Here is a 21,854-nt window from a genome sequence, read left to right as displayed (position 1 = left end):
GCTTCTTGGCCGTGGATTGCTCGTAGTCGCCGAATCCCAGCTGCTTGCCACCCATCAGCCCAGTCCTGGTCAGTGATCACAGGACCATTGTCCCGTGATCGGGCTGGGTTTTCCAGGGTTTCCCTAAAACCAAGACTTGAAGAAAGCCCGACTGGCGTGAGCCATACTTTGCAGGAGTCTTGATCTCTGTCAACGCGAACATTGGGAGGTTCACTTGGTTCGTGACTGAAAAAGTAGAACCTGTACGGGCCACTTCTGAGGATTGTCGGCATCCGTGTTCGCCACCGCCACATCAATGATAGCCACCACGCACCTTCTGTACAGCCAACTATTCGCTGAGCGAATAGTTAGCCTGAAAATATTTCATGAAGCCGCTACCAATAAGCTGGATTCTTGAACGCAGTGACGCATGTTGGGCGATCCTTGAACACCGGGATTGGCGATGCGGTAAGCGACTGCCCAAGCCAACCAAATGGCATGGACAGTTTCATCGGAGCCTTGAGGCAATCCTCGCTCAAAGATAAGAAACCAACATCACCATAGAAATCCGGATCACCGTAGGTGACAGCAATCTCGGCGCCGCGCGCCCGCATGCTGTTGAGGCCAAACTCAATTAGCTTCTTCCCAATCCCTTGCCCTTGTCGTGATGTCAGAACCGCAACTGGGGAAAGCATGTAAACCCGCGCTGGCGATTCGAAGGTGAGCTTGGAGAAGAATATTGCCCCTACGGCGGCATCACTTTCGATTGCAACAAAGCAGAAAACGCTTTCGTCGTCGATGGACTCAGCAAGCTCCGCAGCGAGTGCTGCAATTGATTCGCCCTCCGCTTCGCCTTCGGATGACGTAAAGCAGGACCGGAAAAGATCCGCCAGCTCTTGACTGTACTTTCTATCAATGCTTCGGAACTCCACGCTCTGTCCTCTTCAATATACTGCCGAACTGTCCGGGTTCGCTCTATGCAGCCTGACAGTATTTCGACGGGTCCGGTATCCACTCCCTGACAAGACCGTGTGGCAGTATAAGAACGCTTAGACTCCCCAGCCGATGACTGAAATCGCTTACAGCATAGGGTCATTTCTGGCATTGCCCCATCGCTCAAGGGAACTTAGGCGGGTCCGCGAAACAAATGTTTGTTCAGCTACAAAAGGTCTGCTGGGCTCGTCACCCCACAGGGGCCGCGATTCAGCACATGGGTATAGATCATCGTCGTCTTCACGTCACTGTGACCCAGCAACTCCTGAATGGTTCGAATGTCATGGCCACGCTCCAGGAGGTGTGTGGCAAACGAATGCCGAAAGGTGTGACAACTGGCCTGCTTGTTGATTCCTGCGCTCAGCATGGCTCGTTTCACGGCCTTCTGGATCAGGGATGGGTCGATGTGGTGCCTGCCTTCGGTTCGTTCCTTCTGATCGCGCCAGCGGTGAGCCTGCGGAAACACCCATTGCCAGGCCCACTCCGAAGCTGCGGTCGGATCCTTGCGTCCCAGTGCCAGGGGCAACATCACACGGCCCCACCCGGCCGCCGGATCAGCCCGATGCATCTCCTGGACGCCCAGTAGATGGCCCTGCATAGGCTCCACCAGACTGGCTGGAAACACGGTGACCCGGTCCTTGTCACCCTTGCCGCTGCGAACGGTCAGCTGCCGGGCCTGGCAGTCCACATCCTTGATCCGTAGCCGCAGGACTTGCATCAGCCGCAGACCGCTGCCGTAGAACAGCTGCGCCACGAGCTGCTCCCTCCAGGTTCCCCACATCTCCGCCCAGCACCGTCCGGTAGAGAAACAGCAAGGCCGAAAGCGCCTGGTTCTGCGTTCAACGCAAATCCACTTTCAGGGCTCACCGCTCGGTCCCTCCCGAGCCCGCGTCAGTGTTGCCTCCAACTCCCGCCGCCACTCGCCCGGGGCGAATGAATGCCAGCGGCCATGGCCGGGGAGCAGCCAGCGCACGTCCAGATCGAGCAGCCGCTCCACCGACCGCAGCTGCTCCTCCCAGTTCCACCAGCAAACGCGGCGGGAGGCCACCACACCCGGCGGATCCACACCCCACCAGAGGTGGTCGCCGCTGAACAGCACCTGATCGGCGAACAGCACCGCCACAGAGCCGACTGTGTGTCCCGGCACCGGAATCACCAGCAGATCGTCATCGAGCTGCAGGCGCTCCGTGCCCTCGAAGCGGTGCTCCGCCTGCGGCACTGCCGAAGCATCGGCGCCGTGAATCCAGCGCTCGGCGCCGAATCGCCGGGCCCAGGCCTGGTGATCGGCCACGTCATCGCGGTGGCTGAGCAGAATCCGGCCCACGCCGCCCATGGCCTCGATCCGGCGGGCCAGGGCCGCGCTCCAGCGCGGGGAATCGATCAGCACGTTGTCGGGGCTGCCATCTGGTCGCCGTCGCGTGATCAGCCAGCTGCTGGCCCCGAAGCTCTTGCGCGACGCCCAGCCGCAGTAGTGCACCTCCCCCCGCGGCAGGCTCGCCACCAGCGTCGGGAAGCCATCAGCCGGCGTCTGCGCCAGCAGCTCCCGGGTGGCGCCGATGGCCGCTACCGGACAGGCCTGCAGCGCCAGCAGAGCTGCCCGGGTCTCCTCCTCCCCGGCCGGCTGGGCCCACACATGCGAGGTGTTGCAGCTGGGAGCGAAATGGGCCGGATCGAACTGCCAGCAGGTGCCGCAGTCGATGCAGCTGCGATCCACATAGAAGGGACCGTCCACATTGACGGCCAGACGCTCGGCGACACGGGCCATGGCCAGACTCCAGGACCAATCCAGCCTGGCGAGCGCGGACCATCAGCGGCCGCTGATCCGGTCGCTCGGCATACTTTCTCCATGACCATTTCCGGCAGCGGCGCCGCCTTCGGCGGCAGCCCCATCACCACCCAGCTGGGCCAGCAGGGCCTGGGGCAGCAGCCCTGGTGGGTGGAGCAGTGGATGGAGCTGATCAACTCCTACCGCTACAAGAAACGACTTGAGCGCGCCTGGTCGTATGTGCGTGAGGGCAACGTGCTCTCGATCCGCTTCGAGGGCAGGCGGGTTCATGCCCGCGTGCAGGGCACCGAGGAGGAGCCCTACAAGGTGAAACTCTGGCTGGATGTGCTCAGCGACGACGACTGGGGCTACGTACTCGAGGCCCTCGGCCAGAAGGCCCGCTGGTCGGCCCAGCTGCTGGCCGGGGTGATGCCCCAGGACATCGAGCGCGCCTTCGCCGCCAGCGGCCGCCGCCTTTTTCCCTTCAAGCTCCAGGAGGTGCGTAGCGAGTGCAGCTGCCCCGACAAGGCCAACCCCTGCAAGCACGTCAGCGCCGTCTACTACCTGATGGGTGATCGCTTCAGCGAAGACCCCTTCGTGCTCTTCCAGCTGCGCGGCCGCTCCAGAACCCAGCTGCTCTCCGACCTGGCCAAGCGCAGACGGAAACAGCTGGCTGCAGCCGCAGGCGGCCGGCGCCAGGCCGCCGTTCACGTGCTCCACCCTGTCCACCCAGCCGTGAGCGACCCGAGCCGCTGGTGGTCGTACGCATCGGCCCTGGATCCGGATCTGGTGGTGATCACGCCGGCCATGGAAGGGGAGAGCGGGCTCGATGAGGCTGGTGAGCTGCCCCTGGCCCACGAACCCCTCTTCCCAGACGCCAACAGCCGCTTCCTCTCCCTGCTGCAGGCCCAGGCCAGCCGGGTGAGCCAGCTGGCCCTGGCCCAGGCCATGGGTGGCGGCAACAGCGATGCCGCTGACTGAGCCCGGGCCGTCCCCCGGCGAAGCTCCCTGGCTCAGCCCCGCTGGGATCGAGCGGACCCGCTGGCTGCTGGCCTCGCACCAGCGGGCCTTCGGACGGCCCCTGATCGCCACCTTCACCCCGGCCCCGTCAGGGCCATCCCCCGGTGAAGCGAGGCAGCGGGCCCAGGAGCTGTTCGCCGCCGCCACCGTGGTGCTCGCTCACGACGGCAGTGTGGACCGGCCTGATCACGACCCCCGCCTGATCTACGCCAATCGCTCCGCCCTGGCGCTCTGGCGCCGCCCCTGGCACGAGATGGTGGGCATGCCTTCCCGGCTCACGGCGGAGCCAGCTGAGCGCTCAAGCCGAGCCCGCCTGCTGACCAGCGCCCGGGCCCTGGAGGCGATCAGCGGTTACACCGGCATCCGCATCGACAGCCACGGCCGTCGCTTTGTGATCAGCCGCGCCCGCCTCTGGACCCTGCGCGATCGCGACGGCCGCGATTGCGGTCAGGCCGCTGCCTTCTCCAACTGGTGGTGGCTTCCGACTTAGCGCTTGGCTGCAACTCCTGGCTGCAACTTTTGTCGGTTCTCCCCCCTGCTCTGGTGTAGAGACCGACCCAGGCGTGCAGCCCGTACCGAGATGGACGGTTTCTGCCCTCCAGGATCTCATCTAGATCAGCCACATTGATTGGACGGGTGATCCGGAAACACCCTGATCATTTATCTGTGAAGGACATCACCATGCTGACCCTGCGCCATTCCCCCTTCGATCTGCTCGAGCGTCTGGAGCAACAGGTCAATCAGGCCGAGCGTGTACCTGCCGCCGAAGTGCATGAAACCGCTGAGGCCTACGTCGTCGTGCTGGAACTGCCCGGAGTCGACAAGGATTCGATCGAAGTCAAGGCCACCGATCGCTCCTTGCTGATCAGTGCCGAGCGCCGCTCCCAGACCAGCAGCGGCAACGACAACGCCAAGGAAGCAGGCCCCATCCACAGCGAATTCCGCTATGGCACCTGGAGCCGCAGCTTCCGTTTTGCAGCCGGCCTGCAGCGGGAAGCCATCGAAGCCCGCTACCGCGATGGCCTGCTGACGGTGACGGCGCCGAAGGCCCAGACCCACAGCACCGTAGTGGTGAAAGTGGAGAGCTGAACGGAATCGGGGGCCGGCTGAACCGGACCCCCGCTGGAGTCGACACGAGGAGAGCTGAGCAAGCCCCGGCCTTCCGGTCGGGGCTTTTTTTGATGTCAGTCCGCCGTGTCGTCGTGGGCGAAGCGGCTGTAGAGGAAATTCAGCGCCTGGTTGCGCAGGTCGTAGTAGAGCGGATCCTCCATGATTTCGCCGATCTCTGCGGCAGGGCCGTTGGCCATCATCACCAGCCGATCAGCCAGGAGCAGGGCCTCATCGATGTCGTGGGTGATCATCAGCACAGTGCACTTCCACTGCGTCAGGAAAGGAGTCCGCTCGGTCTGATTCATCCGCATCTGGGCTTCGATCAGCCCCTTGAGCAAGGCCACCGTGGGCCGGGGATATTTGTCCACCCAGTCGGCCCGTACTGCCAGATACTCCTCGGGGTGGGACCTATGGATCTGGGCGATGATTGCCGGCAGAAAGCCAGCCCCGTCCTCGACGATCCGTGAGGGCCAGCGGTCGCCGGTGGAGAACGCCTGCATCTTGCCGTTGTTCATTCCGAGGAGGGTGTCCGTGGCGGGCATCGTCAGCAGCTACACCTGCTCGTCGGGGTCCACGCCGCCAGCGGCCAGCCAGTAGAGGATTCAGATCTCCTGGTTGGATTTCGTGATGGTGTAGGAGGCCTTGAACTTGCTGCCGTTCTTGACGGCATTGGAGGCGGCGATACCGTTGCTCTGGTTCGTCAGCATCTCCAACCCATAGATCGGCACTTTCTTGCCATCGGTGATCGCACCTTCGCTGATCATCTGGGGCATGGGCATCTGCCACTGACCGCCGTCGATTCCGCCACCGGCGGAACCAAGCACGACGTTGTCGCGGGCAGAAGGCCAGCTGCCCAGCTTGCTGAGGTTCACCTCTAGACCATGCGTGGCGAAATACCCCTTCTCGACGGCCACCACAAGTGGGGCGGCCTCAAGGACTGGAATGAAACCGAGACTGATCGTCTTTGTCTCAAGGCCCTTGTCGTCTGCCACAAACTCGCACTCTGGATATGGTGCTTTTGCTTAGGTTGGTACAGCCCAATCCATGGATTCCAGCTGAAATCCGCCTGCCGTGATGGAGTGTTATCTAGGGAGCAAGGTTGCCCTGGCCACCATGCATGGCAAAGAGCGGGCCATCGCACGCCCCTTCCGCTCCCTGCTTGGCCTCGAGCTGGAGCTCCCGAGGGGGCTCGACACCGATCAGCTGGGCAGCTTCGACGGGCTCGTGCCGCGCGCAGGCGGCGCCGAACAAGCCTGCCTCCGCAAGGCCCGGCTGGGCATAGAGAATCTCGGCCTGCCACTGGGCCTGGCCAGTGAGGGCAGCTTCGGCCCCCACCCGGAGATGCCCTTCCTCGCTGCCGGGCTGGAAGTGATGGTGTTCCTGGATCAGGAGCGCGGTCTGGAGATCTGGGAACGGCTGATCGCCCGGCGCACCAACTTCAATCACCGCTGCGCCGCAGAGCCGGCGGAGCTGGAGGGCTGGCTCACGCAGGTGGGCTTCCCCACCCATGGCCTGATCGTGCGCCCGGAACACCCCTGCAATGGCGCCGAAACGCTTCTGTTCAAAGACTTGCCTGATCACCCGCAACTGGCCGGAGCGATCGACGCCGCTGCGACCGCCTCCAGCAACGGCCGGGCCCTGCTGGAGACCGACATGCGCGCCCACCGCAACCCCACGCGCATGGCCTGCCTACGCACCCTGGCCACCAGGCTGGCGAAACGGATCTCCACGGCCTGCCCCGCCTGCGCGGCCCCTGGCTGGGGGCGACTGGAGGTGGTGCCAGGCCTTCCCTGCAGCTGTTGCGGCATGCCCACGCCCCTGACACACCGTGAACGGTTCGGCTGCGTCAGCTGCTCCCATACCGAGGAGCACCCCCGCCCGGATGGACTGGCTGAGGCGGATCCGCAGCACTGCCCGCTGTGCAATCCCTGAGTGCCACCGCCGTGTGCGCGGCCGCCCGCACCGCCGTCAAGACAACCTGAAACTAAAAAATCCCGGCCATGTGCAGGCACACAGCCGGGGACATAAAACAGCTCGGATCAGATCACAGGTCAGAACTTATGATCGCGCAGGGCTTCCACCTGGTAGATATAAGTGATGATCGAGTAGTCCGCGTAAAACTTGGCTGCGATATCGCTGGTGATCTTGTCAGCGAGCTCGCGGGTGCCGGTGAGCACCTCTATTTTCACATTGGCGAGGGTGTGCGACACGCTTGGCTCCCCCGTGGAGCGCACATTGCGGCTTCCTTCCCCACCGGCCGCATTCACAGTGTAACCGGTTGCACCTGCCGCCTTGATCAGCTTGATGAGTTTTTTAGAGAGGATTTCCTCTGCAACGATCACCAGCTTCCAAACTTGTTGACTCATGAACTTAGTCTCCAATTAGTTGAGATTTTGAAAGGTTTTTGAAATTTTAACGACCGAGCATCATCTCGGCAATCCCAATGAAGAGCGGGATACAGATGGCGATCGCCACTGGCGTGCCGATGGCCGTGGAGGCGCCGATGTAGGCAGAGGGATTCGCCGACGGGATGCCAGCACGAAGGGTCGGCGGGCCCGAGATATCCGAGCTCGACGCAGCAATCACCGCCAGCACGACCGCGCCACCAATGCTGAAGCCGGTGAGCTTGTGGATGATCAGGCCAAGACCGAAGGCTAGAAAACCATGCACGATGGGCGCAAAGAAGGCATAGATGGCGAACCACTGGGCCACCTTGCGCAGCTCATTCATGCGCTGGGCGGCCTCCATCCCCATGATGATCATCAGAACCGCGAGGAAGCCGCGGAACAGAGGATTGAAGAAGCTCTCCCAGACGGGCTCTGGCTTGGTGAGAATGCCAAGGGCCACGCCCAGCAGCAGCGACGTGACGGCCGAGCTCTGCATGCTTTCCTTGATGATCGGCCATACTTCGACTTTCTCGGAAGCGTTGCCGGTCTTTTTTCTGAGGTAAACGCTGGCCACCACGATCGCCGTCACCAGGGCCGGGATGTCCATGAAGGGATAGAGTGCCGCCGTCCAGGCCTCATAGGGGATCTTGGCGGAATCCAGCTGCGGCAGGACCGCTGCCAGAGTGGATCCACTCACCGCGCCGAACAGACCACCGGTGGCCACGGCGTCAGGCACGCTGATGCCTGGCAGCTTCCCCAGGGTGTAACGACCGATGTACACGATCGCGATGCCAATCCCCACAGCCGCGAGCGCCGGGAGGAAGATCTCGGTGGGATTGGAATTGCGAATGGCGATCCCACCTGTCAAGCCGATCTTCATCAACAGGAAGAAGCTGATGAACTTGTAGATCGAGTCTGGAATGGCCAGCTCGCTGCCTAATGCAGCAACAACGATGCCGCCGATCAGGAAGCCCAGCGTTGGAGACTGAACCTGCTCAAGAAACAGTGTGATGAAATCGGACAAGGCAAATACTCCGTTGTGTTGATTATTTAGATCGCTGAAAGATCAGGGGTCATGGGATGAAAACGGCCTAAGTTTGCAACCAGATTGATGGGTTTCGACCCGTTCAGAGCAGCAGATCGGCAGGAACCGGAACTGCTGTCATCGCCAAAGGCAGGAACGTAGCCAAACCATATTTCGATGCCTGGGAGGAGCTCGGGCTGAGAGAACGTCAGCGAAAATCACATGTCACGGGGATCTCAGCTCTGCTGGGTGACCGGAGTGAGAGACCTCAAGCATGGGTTTGACTCCACGCTTGACGCTGGTGACAAGTGCGCTGATCATCCCGTCAATTCAAAGTTGAGTGCTGGGGACTGCAGCTGCTCGTCAGTACTCAGGCAAGAAAGTTCAGACGAACAGTCCAGCCAGCGATGTCTCTTCAGTCGAGTGTCATGGGTTTTGAGCGGAAGGGCAAGGAAAGCGATAGATACCCAGTACAACCAACCGCTGGATAAGGGGCAGATTGCCACGGGAGTTGGCGTCTGGGCAGGAGCACAAAGGGTGAATCCCCTGAGCGATCAAGAGTTCTCAGGAGTGAAACATGGTTGGTGATTGTCAAGATCGGGAGACCTTAACTCCATCCCGATGGCGGTGGGCCTAGTTATGTAAAGAGCTGCAAATCCTACAGATAAGCGTGGGTTATCTGACGGGTAATTGATGGACGTAGCTAAGGGAACGCCACAGCGCTTGCCGGCACCACCCGCGGCTGGCCGTATTGGCTTCCGGTGGCCCAAGCCATGCCCATGAATGCCATCAGAGGGCCGAATCGACCCGGCGCCTCTCTGGCGCCTCTGGAGCCAGGGAAATCCCAATGGCCTTTCTAGAGTCGTCGCCTTCGCAGACGCCGTCGATGACTGTCGCCACCGCTGCACCCCCTCGCCTCTCGCTCCAGTGCGCCGCGATCGGGCCCGACACCACCACCATCCGCTCCCTCGATTGGGACCGCAGCCGCTTCGACATCGAGTTCGGCCTGCGCAACGGCACCACCTACAACGCCTTCCTGGTGCGGGGTGAGCGCACCGCCCTGATCGACACCAGCCACCTCAAGTTCGAAGCCACCTGGCTGCCCCTGCTGGAGGAGCAGATCGATCCGCTGGCGATCGATCACCTGATCGTGTCCCACACCGAACCCGACCACAGCGGCCTGATCGGCCACCTGCTGGAGCGCAACCCCGAGATCGAGATCGTGGCTTCCAAGGTGGCGATCCAGTTCCTGGCCGACCAGGTACACAGGCCCTTCCGCAGCCGGGCCGTGAAGAGTGGCGAAGAGCTCGACCTGGGGGTGAATCCCACCAGCGGGGTGCAGCACCGCTTCGAGTTCCTGAGCGCGCCCAACCTGCACTGGCCCGACACGATCTTCTCCTTCGATCACGGCACCGGCATCCTTTACACCTGCGATGCCTTCGGTCTGCACTACTGCGGTGACGACATCTACGACGTGGATCCCGGCGCCATCGCCCCCGATTACCGCTTCTATTACGACTGCCTGATGGGGCCCAACGCCCGCAGCGTGCTGCAGGCCCTGAAGCGCATGGATGCCCTGCCGCCGATCCGCATGATCGCCACCGGCCATGGCCCGCTGTTGCGCGATCACCTGAGCCTCTGGACCGGCGACTACCGCGACTGGAGCAGCCAGCGCAGCGCCGACGAAACCTATGCCGCCGTCTGTTACGTGAGCCAGTACGGCTTCTGCGACCGCCTATGCCAGGCCATCGCCCGCGGCATCGGCAAGGCCGAGGCCCAGGTGCAGCTGGTGGATCTGCGCGCCACCGATGCGCAGGAACTGGCGGCCCTGGTGGGGGACGCCAGCGCCGTGGTGGTGCCCACCTGGCCCGCCAACCCTGACCCCGAGCTGCAGCAATCGATCGGCACCCTGCTGGCCGCCCTCAAACCCAAGCAGTGGGTTGCCGCCTACGACGCCTACGGCGGCAATGACCAGCCGATCGACAGCGTTGCCGCCCAGCTGCGCAGCGTGGGCCAGAAGGAGGCCTTTGAGCCCCTGCGCATCCGCCAGGTGCCTGACGGCAACGACTACCAGCGCTGCGAAGAAGCCGGGACCGACCTGGGCCAGCTGCTCACCCGCGCCCGCACGATCGCAGCGATGAAGTCTCTTGATGGCGACCTCGACAAAGCCCTCGGACGCCTCAGCGGGGGGCTCTACATCGTCACCGCCCGCCAGGGGGAACGCAGCAGCGCCATGGTGGCCAGCTGGGTGAGTCAGGCCAGTTTCGATCCTCCTGGCCTCTCGATCGCCGTGGCCAAGGACCGGGCGATCGAGGCCCTGATGCAGGTGGGCGACCGCTTCGTGCTCAACATCCTGCGGGACGATAACCACCAGGAGCTGCTGCGCCATTTCCTCAGGCGCTTCCCGCCCGGGGCCGATCGTTTCGCTGGAGTCTCCACCCTCGATGGGGTCTCAGCGGGCGGTCCCGTGCTGGGCGATGCCCTGGCCTACCTGGGCTGCCGGGTGGCCCAGCGCATGGAGGGCCCCGACCACTGGATCATCTACGCCGAGGTGGAGGAGGGCAACGTGGCCGACAGTGAAGCCACCACCGCGGTGCACCACCGCAAGGTGGGCAACCATTACTGAGCACGACAACGGAACACCCCCAACCGAGCCTTGAAGCCTATGCATGATCGAACGATGCCGCACCCCGCTCAACAGACAGACCAGACGTCACCAGGCAAGGGATCATCCTTCTACCGGCCCGAGATCGATGGGCTGCGGGCGGTTGCTGTGATCGCTGTGATTGCAAACCATTTCAACAAAGACATCCTTCCCAGCGGCTATCTGGGTGTCGATATTTTCTTTGTGATCTCCGGCTTCGTGATCACAGCATCCTTCGCCAGGATCAGACCAGTCTCCAACAACAAGGAGTTACTGCTGGAGTTCTACGCGCGGCGCATCAAACGCCTACTGCCAGCATTGGTTGTCTGCGTGGCCATCACCAGCCTGTTCATTTCACTGTTTGATCGCCATTCCGGGGTCACCCTGGCGACCGGCATCAGCGCGCTGTTCGGTTTTTCCAATATCTACCTTTTTCAGCAATCGACCGACTACTTCGCGCGGACAACAGAGCTGAATGCCTTCACCCATACCTGGTCCTTGGGGATCGAAGAGCAATTCTATCTCGTCTTTCCGATTCTTATTCTTATTTCAGGCTTCATTACATCGACCTCAGCCAGGTGCAACAAACTCATCTGGCTGGTCGGCATTCCAAGTGTCGCTTCTCTGATCGCCTTCATCCGCCTTAGTGACACCAACCCTTCGGCAGCCTACTTCCTTATGCCATCCCGCTTCTGGGAGATTGGCGCAGGATGCCTGCTGTTTCTGATGCTTACGGCAGGACGGGGTCGAGGATTCGCGGAGCGGCTCTCACCGTTGGTCGTTCTTGCTCTGCTGATCGCCTCGTTCCTTCTTCCCCAAAGGCTGCAGGTGATAGCAACGCTTTCCGTCGTGGTGCTGACGGCCGCACTGATCGCTTGCCTGCAGCCCAAATCGCTGGCAAAGAGCTGGTTGTCCAACCCCGCAGTTGTGGGCATAGGGCTGCTCTCCTATTCACTCTATCTCTGGCACTGGAGCGTTCTTGCGATCAGCCGTTGGACAATCGGCATCCAGTGGTGGACCATCCCTCTGCAAATCGCCGTGATCTGGCTGCTTGCCATCGCCTCCTATCGCTACATCGAACAACCCCTTCGCTATGCCCAATGGTCCGGCCTTAGCTGGCGCACCATCGCATTAGGGCTCATCGGTGCAGTATCGACCTCCCTGCCGTTATGGGCACTCAGCAGCCCCCTCAAGGGCAGCCTCTATCTGGGAGATCGAAGCATGATGGATGGCGTCCGCGATGGAGGCCCACTCAAGATCAAGGGATCGAAAATCAACCCTCCAAACTGCGCCTCCAGAAAGAATGACAAAACCATTCTCTCCAGCAAGGAGTCGTTCAATGAGTATGCGACGCTCTGCACGGCCAGACATCCCATTAATCAGGGAGGCGCCGTTCGTACCAACGATAAGCGGCATATCTTCGTAGTGGGCGACAGCCATGCGATGGCCTTCTCGCCCTTGGCCAATCGCTTGTTCAAGCGAGGGCACGCATCGATCACCCTCTTCGGCCGACCAGGCTGCCCTTTCCCAGACACGGATTACGGGAATACCCGAGAAGGATGCTCGCGATTCTTGGAACTCTCCGAGGAATTCATCCTGTCCCAGGCGCGGCCAGGCGATGTGGTTGTCATTAACGGCTATCTGCTGAGCCACCTGGGCGACAGGGAGAATCTCAAGGACACCCGAGACCAATTCCGCGGGCTCGATGGCCAGACCCTGACAACGGGAGAAGAAAAGAGCGCTAGTTACCTCAGAGCGATCAATGCGTTCGGCGAAGCGGCCTCCGCCAGAGGCGTGAGAACAATTCTGATCGGCGCAACGCCACGCAACCTCGATTACGACATCTGCTTCCAGGAGTGGTTCAGCCTGCAGGCGGTCACGCAATGTGAGCAGGAAGTGGGCAGAGAAGTGGCGAACGCCAAGCGCATGAATTCCCTGCTCAGAGAGGGGCTCGTCGCCCAGGTCGAGCTGTTTGATCCGATGCCGGTGCTGTGCAGCGATGGCTGCAGCAACGCCATGGTGACCCAGATGCTCAGAGACACGGATCACCTATCGGCTCAGGCCATGCTCACCCTGTACGAGGCCTTCGAATCCCTGCTGGCCAATCCCAGACTGACCAGCAGCAACCTCAACTCCGCCGGGCAGCACCGATGAGCACCGAACGCAGCGTCATCGCCCTGCAGATCGAGCCGGGTCTGCTCTGCCTGAGGGGCCTCAGCCCCAAGCGCCTGCGCTTCGAGGTGGAGTACGGCCTCGAGCGCGGCACCACCGCCAACGCCTATCTGTTCACCGCCGGCGTCACCAGCGCTGGCCAGCCGGTGCCACCGGTATTGATCCATCCACCTGGAGCATCTTTCGCGCAACCCTTTCTGGATCAGCTCGCGGAGCTGGTGCCCAGCGAGGCGGCCCTGAAGGTGGTGGTGGGCCACCTCAACCCCAACCGGGTGGCACTGCTGCACCAGCTGGCGTTGCGCTGGCCGGCGCTGATGCTGGTGGCCTCCAACGCCGGTGCCCGGCTTCTGGAGGAACTCTGGAGCCAGCGCCGGCCCGCGGCGGCAGGAGCGGAGCCGGAGCCACCCCTGCCGCCCCTGCCCCCGATCGACGTGGTGAAGCAGGAGGCGAGCCGGGAGCTGGCGGCCGGTTACCGCCTCACCCTGATCCCCACACCCACACCCCGCTGGCCCAGTGCCCTTGTGGCTTTTGAGGAGAGCACCGGCCTGCTGATGAGCGGAAAGTTCTTCTCGGCCCACCTCTGCAGCGAGAGCTGGGCCGAGGCCAACCGCGACAGCACCGAGGAGGATCGCCGTTATTTCTACGACTGCCTGATGGCGCCGATGGCACGCCAGGTGGAAACGGTGGTCGACCGCCTCGATGAGCTGCCGATCCGCACGATCGCGCCGGGCCATGGCCCGGCAATCAGCGAAAGCTGGCGCAGCCTGCTGGCCGACTACCGCCGCTGGGGCGAGAGCCAGGAGAAGGCACAGCTGTCGGTGGCCCTGCTGTATGCCAGCGCCTATGGCAACACCGCCGCCATCGCCGATGCCCTGGCCCAGGGAGTGGCGCGCACGGGGGTCAGGGTCGAGAGCCTGAACTGTGAATTCGCGCCGCCGGAGCAACTCCTGCAGACCATCCGCGGCTGCGACGCGTTGATGATCGGCTCCCCCACCCTCGGGGGCCATGCACCCACGCCGATCGTCTCCGCCCTGGGCACCCTGCTGGCAGAGGGCGACCGGGACAAGCCGGTGGGCGTGTTCGGCAGCTTCGGCTGGAGTGGGGAAGCAATCGACCTGCTCGAGAGCAAGCTGCGCGACGGCGGCTTCCGCTTCGCCTTTGAGCCGATCCGGGTGAAGTTCAGCCCCGATGGCGCCACCCTCAAACGGCTGGAGGAAACCGGCACGGCCCTGGGGCGGGACCTGCAGCAGCAGCACAAACGCCAGAAGCGGGTGGCCGGCGGTGGCCTGAGCGAAAGCCGCAGCAACCCGGCCGTGCTGGCCCTCGGGCGGGTGGTGGGATCCCTCTGCGTCCTCACCACCCGCAAGGGGGAGGGGGAGGAGGCCCTGGCAGGAGCGATGGTGGCCAGCTGGGTCAGCCAGGCCAGCTTCAGTCCGCCGGGATTCACGGTGGCCGTGGCCAAGGACCGCGCCGTCGAGGCGCTGCTGCATGTGGGCGATGGCTTCGCCCTCAACGTGCTGGCCGCTGGCCGGGAGAGCGGCCCGATGAAGCAGTTCCTGCAACCCTTCCCCCCCGGCGCCGATCGCTTTGCCGGCCTGGAACTGGAGAGCAGCCCGGGGGGGCAGCCGGTGCTGCCGGAGGCCCTGGCCTGGCTGGAGGCCCGGGTGAGCCAGCGGATGGAATGCGGCGATCACTGGCTGATCTATGCCGAAGTGAGCAACGGCGCACTGCTGGATCCTGCGGGCACCACGGCGGTGCACAAGCGGCGCAGCGGAGCCAACTACTGAGTCGGCTAACTCATACTCACTCCGACTTAGTGGTACCGTGTGGTGAATCAGGCGCATTCAGCCCTCTTCGCCCATGGATCTCTCCAACCCCGCCACCACTGCCAATCTCGAAGCCGCCTTCGGTGGCGAGAGCATGGCCAACCGCAAATACCTCTTCTTCGCCGATGTGGCCAAAAAACTCGGCAACCACGAGCTGGCCAGGCTCTTCCGAGACACCGCCGCCCAGGAAACAGAGCACGCCTTCGCCCACTTCCGCCTGCTCCATCCAGAGCTGGTGGTGGAGGATCCTGCATCCCTCAGCGAGGAGCAGAAGCAGACGGTGCTCACCCGCTGCCTTGAGCTGGCGATCGAGGGTGAAACTTACGAGTACACCACCATGTATCCGGAGTTCGCCGCAGCCGCCCGCGCCGATCATGACGCCAGCGCCGAGAGCGAATTCAATGGGCAGATCGCGGAATCGAAAGACCACGCCGGCCTCTTCCGCAAGGCCGCCAGCAACTTCGGCTTCCTCACCCCCATCGAGAACCACCACGCCGACCGCTACGGCATCGCCCTGAAGGCCCTCTCCGGTGAGGGCAAGGCCGGCGAGGCCAGTGAGCCGCTGCCCGGCCTCTGGATCTGCAAGGTCTGTTCGATGATCTACGACCCCGCCATCGGCGATCCCGATTCCGGCATCGCCGCCGGCACCCCCTTCGAGGCCATCCCCGACGACTGGGAGTGCCCGATCTGCGGCGCTCGCAAGGTCAGTTTCGAGCCCTACCGCGAACCCGAACTGCTTGCCGCCTGATCCACCATGACCGCCAGCCTGTTCACGCCTTTGCCGCTCGGCACCCTGGAGCTGCCCAACCGGGTGTTGATGGCGCCCCTCACCCGCTCGCGGGCCGAGGAGGATCACGTGCCCGGGCAGCTGATGGCCGAGTACTACGCCCAGCGCGCCTCAGCCGGACTGATCATCGCCGAGGCCACCATGGCGATGGAAGGCCATTCATCGTTCATCAGTGAGCCCGGTATCTATTCCCCCGCCCAGGTGGCCGGCTGGCGGCTGGTTACCGAGGCAGTCCACAAAGCCGGTGGCCGGATCATCCTGCAGATCTGGCACGGCGGCCGTGCCTGCCATCCGCTCCTCAATGGCGGCCGCCAACCGGTGGCCCCCAGCCCGATCGCCATCAGCGGCGACGAGATCCACACCCCCGAGGGCAAGAAGCCCTACGTGGTGCCGCGCGAGCTGGCCGACGAGGAGCTGCCGGCCATCGTGGAGGGCTTCCGCATTGCCGCCCGCAACGCCATCGCCGCCGGTTTCGATGGGGTGGAGATCCACGGCGCCAACGGCTACCTGCTCGATGAATTCCTGCGCGATGGCAGTAACCAGCGCACAGGGCCCTACGGCGGGCCGCTTGAGAACCGGGCCCGGCTGCTGCTCGAGGTGATCGCCGCGGTGCAAGCGGAGGTTGATCTGGTAGGGCTACGCATCTCCCCCCTCAACAGCTACAACGCCATGGCCGATTCCGATCCGATCGGCCTCTCCAGCTGGCTGGCGGAGCGGCTGGGCGGCACCGGCCTGGATTTTCTGCATGTGATGCGCGGCGATCTGCTCGGCGAGCAGCAGGGGGATCTGCTCACCCCGATCCGCGAGCGCTTCAGCGGCACCCTGATTGCCAACATGGGCTACAGCGCCAGCGAGGCCAACGCCGCCATCGCAGCTGGCGCCATCGACGCGGTGGCCTTCGGCACCGCTTTCCTGGCCAACCCCGACCTGCCCGAGCGCCTGCGGCGCGGCGCGGCGCTCAACAGTCCCGATCCCGCCACCTTCTACACCCCCGGCCCGGCCGGCTACACCGACTACCCCGCCCTGCCATGACCACCACCACCCCTCGCCGCGACACGCTGCTGCGGCCGGCCGCCGAGCGCTTCCATGGCCAGCTCGACTGGCTCGAGAGCCGTCACACCTTCAGCTTCGGCCACCACTACGACCCTGCCTGGATGGGCTATGGCCCCCTGCGGGTGATCAACGAGGACACCATCGCCCCTGGGCGCGGCTTCGGGATGCATCCCCACAGCGACATGGAGATCATCACGGTGATGGTCGAGGGGGAACTCACCCACCGCGATTCGATGGGCAACGGCGCCGTGCTGATGGTGGGGGAAGTGCAGCGCATGAGCGCAGGCACCGGGGTCGTCCACAGCGAAATCAACAACTCCAACCGCCCCTGCCGGCTGCTGCAGATCTGGATCGAGCCCAGCAGTAAAGGCATCGAACCGGCCTATGAGCAGAAGTTGTTCACCGTCGGAGAAGACTGGACCCTGCTGCTTGATCCCCAGCAGGCGGAGGGGGCCATGGCGATCCACCGGCCGGTGCGGTTGTGGCGGGCCCAGCCCAGCGAAGGTGTCAGCCTCGATCTGCCCGTCGCGGCGGGGCGCCAGGCCTGGCTGCAGCTGATCGATGGCAGCGTGGCGCTGAGCGGCCCTGATGGGCCCCAGCCCCTGAGTGCCGGTGACGGGCTCGGCTTTGTGGCCGGGGGATCAGGGCAGCTCACGGCCACGGCTGCCGGCACCGATCTGCTGCTGTTCGAGCTGGCATGAACGGGGCCAGCGCTCACGACTTGCTGCGCTTCTGGTTCGAGGAGATCACTCCAGACCAGTGGTTCCGCAAAGATCCCGCCTTCGACCAGCAGGTGCGCGAGCGCTTCGGAGCGCTCTGCGAACGTGCCGTGGCCGGAGAGCTTCAGGAGTGGGCGAACGACCCGAGCTCGGCGCTGGCGCTGGTGCTGCTGCTCGATCAGCTGCCGAGGCAACTCTGGCGTGAGCAGCCCGGGGCCTTCGCCGGGGATGGCGAGGCCCTGAAGCTGAGCCTGCGGGCCCTAGCCATGGGCTGGATCGAAGCAGAACCTGAGCGCAGTCGGCGCCAGTTCTGGCTGATGCCGCTGATGCACAGCGAAGACCTCTCCGTCCAGGAGCAGGGGCTGGTGCTGTTCGAGCGCTTCTGCGATGCAGACACCACGGCGTTCGCCGTCCGCCACCGCGATGTGATCGCCCGCTTCGGCCGATTCCCGCACCGCAACGAAGCGCTCGGGCGCAGCTCCAGCGCCGAGGAACTGGCCTTTCTGCAGCAACCGGGCTCTCGCTTCTGAGGGCACCTCCAAGCCCGGAAGCAGCCGCTGCCGCCGCCAGGGCAATTGATGACAATTCATGACCGTTCACTCGAAAGGCAGCGGCTGATGCTGCCGCTGATCGGGCTTACAACTGCAATGGTTTTCGACTGAACCATCGCGCATCTGGTCATGGCGACCCACGATCCCTACGCTCCTGTCCTGCGGGTGGTCCCCGATCTGGAACCCAGGCGCTGGATCGTGCGTTACCGCGGCTTCGTGCTGATGCCCCAGGCTGATCTCACCTGGTTGGTGCGACCCGAGCGCAGTCCGATGCCGGTCCTGCCCTTCCGCACCCCGGCCAGCTCGCTGGCGGATGTCAAGGCCCTGGTCGACTGGCGGCTCACCCGGGCCGCCTGACCCGATCCAAGTCCACTCCAAAGCCGCTCGCTCAGGCGGCCTGAGGTGGCGTGGGGGTGGGGCCGCCGGCGGCCTGGAAGGGAAGCACCAGCGTGGCCCAGCGCTCCGGGCGCACACCACGCTGGAGCTTGGCCTGACGCACCCCGAAGGGAACCCGCAGCACGTTGGTGCCCTCCTCGCGGAAGATTTCTCCCCGGTCGTGGGAACTGGACAGGGTGGTGGGCACTGGCGGCAAAGATGGACCCTGCCGGGACGGCAATCCCGATTGACCGGCCGCCAGGGCGTCAGCCATCACCAGGCGACGAATGGCCGCAGGGCCAGAAGTGTCGTCGTTTTTGCCGTTCATGAATGGGTCTGCGAAGCGATTGGGCAGATCGGAAGGAGCAGCGTTGCCGGAACTTCCGGGCGCATTACTTGCTGATCGACGGGAAGAAACAACCCCTGGATTCGAAAGAAAATCTAAGGATTATCTAACTTGGCCGAATCTTAACGCCCCTGACCAGCCAGGACTGGCGCCGTGGTTACTGGTGCTGTGGTTCCCTCATCAGCCAAGGCCTGGATCGGCAGGGCAGCTGCCAGCTCCTCAACCGATGGACAGGTGCAGACCAGGTGACGGTCGCCGTAGGCGTTGTCGATGCGGGCCACCGCCGGCCAGAACTTGTTGTCCCGCTGAGTGTCTCCGGCGGGGAAGGCGGCCTGCTGGCGGCTGTAGGGACGGTCCCAGTCATCAGCCGTGACGGCGCCCAGGGTGTGGGGCGCACGCTTGAGCGGGTTGTCGAGCGGATCCACCTGACCGGCCTCGATCGCCGCGACCTCGGAGCGGATCGCGATCAGCGCCTCACAGAACCGATCGATCTCTTCGAGTGATTCACTCTCCGTGGGCTCCACCATCACGGTGCCGGCCACGGGCCAGCTCACGGTTGGGGCGTGGAAGCCGTAGTCCATCAGCCGCTTGGCCAGATCATCCACCTCAACCCCTGCGCTGCGCTTGAGCGGGCGCAGATCAAGGATGCACTCATGGGCAACTCGCCCGCCCGGCCCGCGGAAGAGGACGGGGTAGTGGGGCTGCAGGCGCTCGGCGATCACATTCGCCGCCAGCAGAGCCACGGCGCTTGCCTGGCGCAGGCCGGCGCCACCCATCATGCGGATGTACATCCAGCTGATCGGCAGGATGCCGGCGCTGCCCCAGCGGGCCGCCGCCACCGCGCCGATGCCCTGGGCCTGGCCAGGCAGGAAGGGGACCAGGTGAGCGGCCACCCCGATCGGCCCCACCCCGGGACCGCCGCCGCCGTGGGGGATGCAGAAAGTCTTGTGCAGGTTGAGGTGACAGACATCGGCGCCGTAGAGGCCTGGCTTGGCCAGACCCACCTGGGCGTTGAGGTTGGCCCCGTCCAGGTAGACCTGACCGCCATGGCGATGGATCACGTCACAGAGGCGGCGGATGCCGGGCTCGAACACTCCATGGGTGGAGGGGTAGGTGACCATCACCGCCGCCAGGGAGGCAGCGTGGGTCTGGGCCTTGGCCTCCAGATCCTCCAGGTCGATGTTGCCCTGAGCATCACAGGAAACGGGCACCACCCGCAGGCCCGCCATCACCGCGCTGGCCGGGTTGGTGCCATGGGCGCTGGTGGGGATCAGGCAGATGTCGCGATGATCTTCACCGCGACTGCGATGCCAGGCGCGGATCACCAGCAGACCCGCATACTCACCCTGGGAGCCGGCGTTGGGCTGCAACGACACCCCCGCAAAGCCCGTGATCGTGGCCAGCCAGCTCTCCAGATCCGCGATCAGCCGGGCATAACCCCGGGCCTGGGCAGGGGGCACCAGCGGATGCAGGTCGGCGAACTCGCTCCAACTCACCGGTGCCAGCTCGGCAGCGGCGTTGAGCTTCATCGTGCAGCTGCCCAGCGGGATCATCCCGTGCACCAGGGAGAGGTCGCGGGAGGCCAGGCGCTGGATGTAGCGCAGCAGCTCGGATTCGCTGCGGTAACGCTGGAACACCTCCTGACGGAGCCAGGGGCCCTGGCGCAGAGGCAGCCCTGCCAGCAGCTCCTGATCAGCCGGCAGCTCCGCCAGCAGGACCTCGGCTGAGGAGATCGCGGCGGCAGCGCCCTCCCCCTGGCTGGAGCCAGCGGCGAACAGCCCAAGCAGCTGGTCGAGCTCGGCGGCATCGCTGCGCTCATCCAGGCTGAGAGCCACCCCCTCCAGCGAACCGCCCTGGGAAACGAGCGGCCTGAGGTTGAAGCCGGCAGCCTCCGCCCGCACCAGCAGCGCGGCGGCATCGGCTGTGACCACGCTGATGGTCCCGAAGGCGGGGCCGGCGTCGAGCTGAAAGCCGAGGCGCACGAGCCCCAGGGCCAGGGCGGCGCGCAGACGCAGCACCCGGCTGGCAATGGACGTCAGTCCCTCGGGGCCATGGTGCACGGCGTAGAACCCCGCCATCACCGCCAGCAGCACCTGGGCGGTGCAGATGTTGCTGGTGGCCTTGTCGCGACGGATGTGCTGCTCGCGGGTCTGCAGAGCCAGGCGCAGTGCTGGCCGGCCCTCTGCATCGAGCGAGCGTCCCACCAGGCGGCCGGGGATCTGGCGCTTGTGGGCCTCGCTGGTGGCAAAGAAGGCGGCATGGGGCCCGCCGTAACCCAGGGGCACCCCGAACCGCTGGCTGCTGCCGATGGCAATGTCGGCACCGAGAGCACCCACGGGTGCCAGCAGCACCTGGGCCATGGGATCGATCGCCACGGTCACCATGGCTCCGGCCCGGTGGGCCGCCTCGATCACGGTGGTTGGATCGAAGAGCTGGCCACGACTGCCGGGCAGTTGCAGCAACACTCCGAAGACATCGTCAGCAACGGGCTGCTCACAGCCAGCGGCAGTGACCGCGCCGACCCTGGCGGGATCGAAGGTCTCGATCAGGATTCCCAGGGGCTCGGCCCTGGTGCGCAGCACCTCCAGGGTCTGGGGGAACACCTGCTCATCCACCAGGAAGCGGCGCGCCTGACTCCGGCGGCAGGCACCGGCACTGAGCGCCATCGCCTCGGCCGCGGCTGTGGCCTCATCCAGCAGCGACGCATTGGCGATCGGCAGTGCCGTGAGCTCGCTGATCAGGGTCTGGAAATTGAGCAGGGCCTCCAGCCGCCCCTGAGCGATCTCCGCCTGGTATGGGGTGTAGGCGGTGTACCAGCAGGGGTTCTCCAGCACGTGGCGCTGGATCAGGGCCGGTGTGGCGGTTCCGTAATACCCCAGGCCGATCAGGCTGCGGCGCACTTTGTTGAGGGAGGCGATCCGGCGCAGTTCCGTGAGAGCCTCGGCTTCCCCCACGCCTGTGGGCAGACCCTGCTCGGCGGCAGCGGCTGGGATCAGGATGTCGCCGGGAACCACCTCGGCCACGAAGCCCTCCAGATCGGCACAGCCCAGGCGCTCCAGCATCCGGGCCTGCTCAGCGGTGGATGGGCCCAGATGGCGTTGCA

General features: G+C 64.3%; 22 protein-coding genes. 12 read left to right on the top strand and 10 right to left on the bottom strand.

The features are described from left to right. The 4 genes from KBY77_RS15505 to KBY77_RS15490 form a co-directional block, all read right to left on the bottom strand. The coding region (locus tag KBY77_RS15505; protein ID WP_255106417.1) for a DUF4160 domain-containing protein at positions 1-272 on the bottom strand (272 nt) is incomplete at its 3' end. Positions 273-374: 102 nt separating this feature from the next. After that, positions 375-911, bottom strand: coding sequence for a GNAT family N-acetyltransferase (locus KBY77_RS15500; protein ID WP_255106415.1), 537 nt, complete (start codon positions 909-911; stop codon positions 375-377). A 227-nt stretch (positions 912-1,138) separates the two neighbouring features. Continuing rightward, positions 1,139-1,753, bottom strand: coding sequence for an integron integrase (locus KBY77_RS15495; RefSeq protein ID WP_315856506.1), 615 nt, complete (start codon positions 1,751-1,753; stop codon positions 1,139-1,141). A 75-nt stretch (positions 1,754-1,828) separates the two neighbouring features. Further along, positions 1,829-2,737: an MBL fold metallo-hydrolase gene (locus KBY77_RS15490; RefSeq protein ID WP_255106413.1), complete on the bottom strand. Its 909-nt coding sequence runs from the start codon at positions 2,735-2,737 to the stop codon at positions 1,829-1,831. Positions 2,738-2,818: 81 nt separating this feature from the next. Between KBY77_RS15490 and KBY77_RS15485 the strand changes: the two genes are divergently transcribed. From KBY77_RS15485 to KBY77_RS15475, 3 genes are all read left to right on the top strand, one after another. Next, positions 2,819-3,718, top strand: coding sequence for an SWIM zinc finger family protein (locus KBY77_RS15485; protein ID WP_255106411.1), 900 nt, complete (start codon positions 2,819-2,821; stop codon positions 3,716-3,718). Further along, positions 3,705-4,247, top strand: coding sequence for an MEKHLA domain-containing protein (locus KBY77_RS15480; protein WP_255106410.1), 543 nt, complete (start codon positions 3,705-3,707; stop codon positions 4,245-4,247). Before KBY77_RS15485 ends, KBY77_RS15480 begins: the two co-directional genes overlap by 14 nt. 191 nt (positions 4,248-4,438) lie before the next feature. Continuing rightward, on the top strand, positions 4,439-4,846 hold the full coding sequence (locus KBY77_RS15475; RefSeq protein ID WP_255106427.1) for an Hsp20/alpha crystallin family protein: 408 nt from the start codon (positions 4,439-4,441) through the stop codon (positions 4,844-4,846). 95 nt (positions 4,847-4,941) lie between these two features. Here the strand turns inward: KBY77_RS15475 and KBY77_RS16845 are convergent, their stop codons facing one another. Further along, a complete protein-coding gene (locus KBY77_RS16845) occupies positions 4,942-5,409 on the bottom strand; it encodes an ABC transporter substrate-binding protein (RefSeq protein ID WP_399213051.1) in 468 nt (155 codons plus the stop codon). Positions 5,410-5,469: 60 nt separating this feature from the next. After that, entirely contained in the window at positions 5,470-5,859 is a 390-nt protein-coding gene (locus tag KBY77_RS15460; protein WP_255106408.1) for an ABC transporter substrate-binding protein, read from the bottom strand. Positions 5,860-5,941: 82 nt separating this feature from the next. Here KBY77_RS15460 and KBY77_RS15455 point away from each other — a divergent pair, with 82 nt between their 5' ends. Next, complete coding sequence (locus KBY77_RS15455) at positions 5,942-6,799, top strand: DUF6671 family protein (RefSeq protein WP_255106406.1); 858 nt, start codon at positions 5,942-5,944, stop codon at positions 6,797-6,799. Positions 6,800-6,918: 119 nt separating this feature from the next. Here KBY77_RS15455 and KBY77_RS15450 read toward each other — a convergent pair whose 3' ends face one another. Together KBY77_RS15450 and KBY77_RS15445 are read right to left on the bottom strand one after the other, a co-directional pair. Beyond that, the gene (locus KBY77_RS15450) at positions 6,919-7,233 is read right to left on the bottom strand and encodes a P-II family nitrogen regulator (RefSeq protein ID WP_255106401.1); all 315 of its coding nucleotides are present in this window, start codon (positions 7,231-7,233) and stop codon (positions 6,919-6,921) included. A 46-nt stretch (positions 7,234-7,279) separates the two neighbouring features. Next, positions 7,280-8,278 (bottom strand): sodium-dependent bicarbonate transport family permease, encoded by a 999-nt coding sequence (locus tag KBY77_RS15445; protein WP_255106398.1) that lies wholly within the window; start codon positions 8,276-8,278, stop codon positions 7,280-7,282. Positions 8,279-9,164: 886 nt separating this feature from the next. On the opposite strand from KBY77_RS15445, the gene KBY77_RS15440 reads away from it, so the two are divergent. The 8 genes from KBY77_RS15440 to KBY77_RS15400 all read left to right on the top strand — a co-directional run bounded on the left by KBY77_RS15440 (position 9,165) and on the right by KBY77_RS15400 (position 18,387). Then, positions 9,165-10,904 (top strand): diflavin flavoprotein, encoded by a 1,740-nt coding sequence (locus tag KBY77_RS15440; protein WP_255106395.1) that lies wholly within the window; start codon positions 9,165-9,167, stop codon positions 10,902-10,904. A 54-nt stretch (positions 10,905-10,958) separates the two neighbouring features. After that, positions 10,959-13,076 carry an acyltransferase family protein gene (locus KBY77_RS15435; RefSeq protein ID WP_255106393.1) on the top strand — a complete coding sequence of 706 codons (2,118 nt, stop codon included), beginning with the start codon at positions 10,959-10,961 and terminating at the stop codon, positions 13,074-13,076. After that, positions 13,073-14,881, top strand: a complete 1,809-nt coding sequence (locus KBY77_RS15430) for a diflavin flavoprotein (protein ID WP_255106390.1) — start codon at positions 13,073-13,075, stop codon at positions 14,879-14,881. The genes KBY77_RS15435 and KBY77_RS15430 overlap by 4 nt, the downstream gene beginning before the upstream one ends. Positions 14,882-14,954: 73 nt before the next feature. Further along, positions 14,955-15,668, top strand: coding sequence for a rubrerythrin family protein (locus tag KBY77_RS16680; RefSeq protein WP_315856498.1), 714 nt, complete (start codon positions 14,955-14,957; stop codon positions 15,666-15,668). Positions 15,669-15,674: 6 nt separating this feature from the next. Then, a complete protein-coding gene (locus KBY77_RS15415) occupies positions 15,675-16,739 on the top strand; it encodes an alkene reductase (RefSeq protein WP_255106387.1) in 1,065 nt (354 codons plus the stop codon). Beyond that, positions 16,736-17,461, top strand: a complete 726-nt coding sequence (locus tag KBY77_RS15410) for a pirin family protein (RefSeq protein WP_255106385.1) — start codon at positions 16,736-16,738, stop codon at positions 17,459-17,461. Before KBY77_RS15415 ends, KBY77_RS15410 begins: the two co-directional genes overlap by 4 nt. Further along, positions 17,458-18,009, top strand: a complete 552-nt coding sequence (locus tag KBY77_RS15405) for a DUF924 family protein (RefSeq protein ID WP_255106382.1) — start codon at positions 17,458-17,460, stop codon at positions 18,007-18,009. The genes KBY77_RS15410 and KBY77_RS15405 overlap by 4 nt, the downstream gene beginning before the upstream one ends. A 150-nt stretch (positions 18,010-18,159) precedes the next feature. Then, positions 18,160-18,387, top strand: a complete 228-nt coding sequence (locus KBY77_RS15400; RefSeq protein ID WP_255106379.1) for a hypothetical protein — start codon at positions 18,160-18,162, stop codon at positions 18,385-18,387. A 31-nt stretch (positions 18,388-18,418) separates the two neighbouring features. On the opposite strand, the gene KBY77_RS15395 is transcribed toward KBY77_RS15400, so the two are convergent. Together KBY77_RS15395 and gcvP are read right to left on the bottom strand one after the other, a co-directional pair. After that, positions 18,419-18,733, bottom strand: a complete 315-nt coding sequence (locus KBY77_RS15395; protein ID WP_399213045.1) for a hypothetical protein — start codon at positions 18,731-18,733, stop codon at positions 18,419-18,421. 140 nt (positions 18,734-18,873) lie between these two features. Continuing rightward, positions 18,874-21,813 (bottom strand): aminomethyl-transferring glycine dehydrogenase, encoded by a 2,940-nt coding sequence (gene gcvP / locus KBY77_RS15390; RefSeq protein WP_399213057.1) that lies wholly within the window; start codon positions 21,811-21,813, stop codon positions 18,874-18,876. Positions 21,814-21,854 lie beyond the last annotated feature (41 nt).

The organism is Synechococcus sp. Cruz-7E5 (assembly GCF_024345995.1).
Taxonomy (GTDB): domain Bacteria; phylum Cyanobacteriota; class Cyanobacteriia; order PCC-6307; family Cyanobiaceae; genus Regnicoccus_A.
This window is presented reverse-complemented; position numbering and strand designations above follow the sequence as displayed.

Coding starts and splice junctions, on each gene's coding strand:
- KBY77_RS15495 (WP_315856506.1), bottom strand. CDS start 1,753: ATGTGGGGAACCTGGAGGGAGCAGCTCGTGGCGCAGCTGTTCTACGGC.
- KBY77_RS15490 (WP_255106413.1), bottom strand. CDS start 2,737: ATGGCCCGTGTCGCCGAGCGTCTGGCCGTCAATGTGGACGGTCCCTTC.
- KBY77_RS15485 (WP_255106411.1), top strand. CDS start 2,819: ATGACCATTTCCGGCAGCGGCGCCGCCTTCGGCGGCAGCCCCATCACC.
- KBY77_RS15480 (WP_255106410.1), top strand. CDS start 3,705: ATGCCGCTGACTGAGCCCGGGCCGTCCCCCGGCGAAGCTCCCTGGCTC.
- KBY77_RS15475 (WP_255106427.1), top strand. CDS start 4,439: ATGCTGACCCTGCGCCATTCCCCCTTCGATCTGCTCGAGCGTCTGGAG.
- KBY77_RS16845 (WP_399213051.1), bottom strand. CDS start 5,409: ATGCCCGCCACGGACACCCTCCTCGGAATGAACAACGGCAAGATGCAG.
- KBY77_RS15455 (WP_255106406.1), top strand. CDS start 5,942: ATGGAGTGTTATCTAGGGAGCAAGGTTGCCCTGGCCACCATGCATGGC.
- KBY77_RS15450 (WP_255106401.1), bottom strand. CDS start 7,233: ATGAGTCAACAAGTTTGGAAGCTGGTGATCGTTGCAGAGGAAATCCTC.
- KBY77_RS15440 (WP_255106395.1), top strand. CDS start 9,165: ATGACTGTCGCCACCGCTGCACCCCCTCGCCTCTCGCTCCAGTGCGCC.
- KBY77_RS15435 (WP_255106393.1), top strand. CDS start 10,959: ATGCCGCACCCCGCTCAACAGACAGACCAGACGTCACCAGGCAAGGGA.
- KBY77_RS15430 (WP_255106390.1), top strand. CDS start 13,073: ATGAGCACCGAACGCAGCGTCATCGCCCTGCAGATCGAGCCGGGTCTG.
- KBY77_RS16680 (WP_315856498.1), top strand. CDS start 14,955: ATGGATCTCTCCAACCCCGCCACCACTGCCAATCTCGAAGCCGCCTTC.
- KBY77_RS15415 (WP_255106387.1), top strand. CDS start 15,675: ATGACCGCCAGCCTGTTCACGCCTTTGCCGCTCGGCACCCTGGAGCTG.
- KBY77_RS15410 (WP_255106385.1), top strand. CDS start 16,736: ATGACCACCACCACCCCTCGCCGCGACACGCTGCTGCGGCCGGCCGCC.
- KBY77_RS15405 (WP_255106382.1), top strand. CDS start 17,458: ATGAACGGGGCCAGCGCTCACGACTTGCTGCGCTTCTGGTTCGAGGAG.
- KBY77_RS15400 (WP_255106379.1), top strand. CDS start 18,160: ATGGCGACCCACGATCCCTACGCTCCTGTCCTGCGGGTGGTCCCCGAT.
- KBY77_RS15395 (WP_399213045.1), bottom strand. CDS start 18,733: ATGAACGGCAAAAACGACGACACTTCTGGCCCTGCGGCCATTCGTCGC.
- gcvP (WP_399213057.1), bottom strand. CDS start 21,813: ATGCTGGAGCGCCTGGGCTGTGCCGATCTGGAGGGCTTCGTGGCCGAG.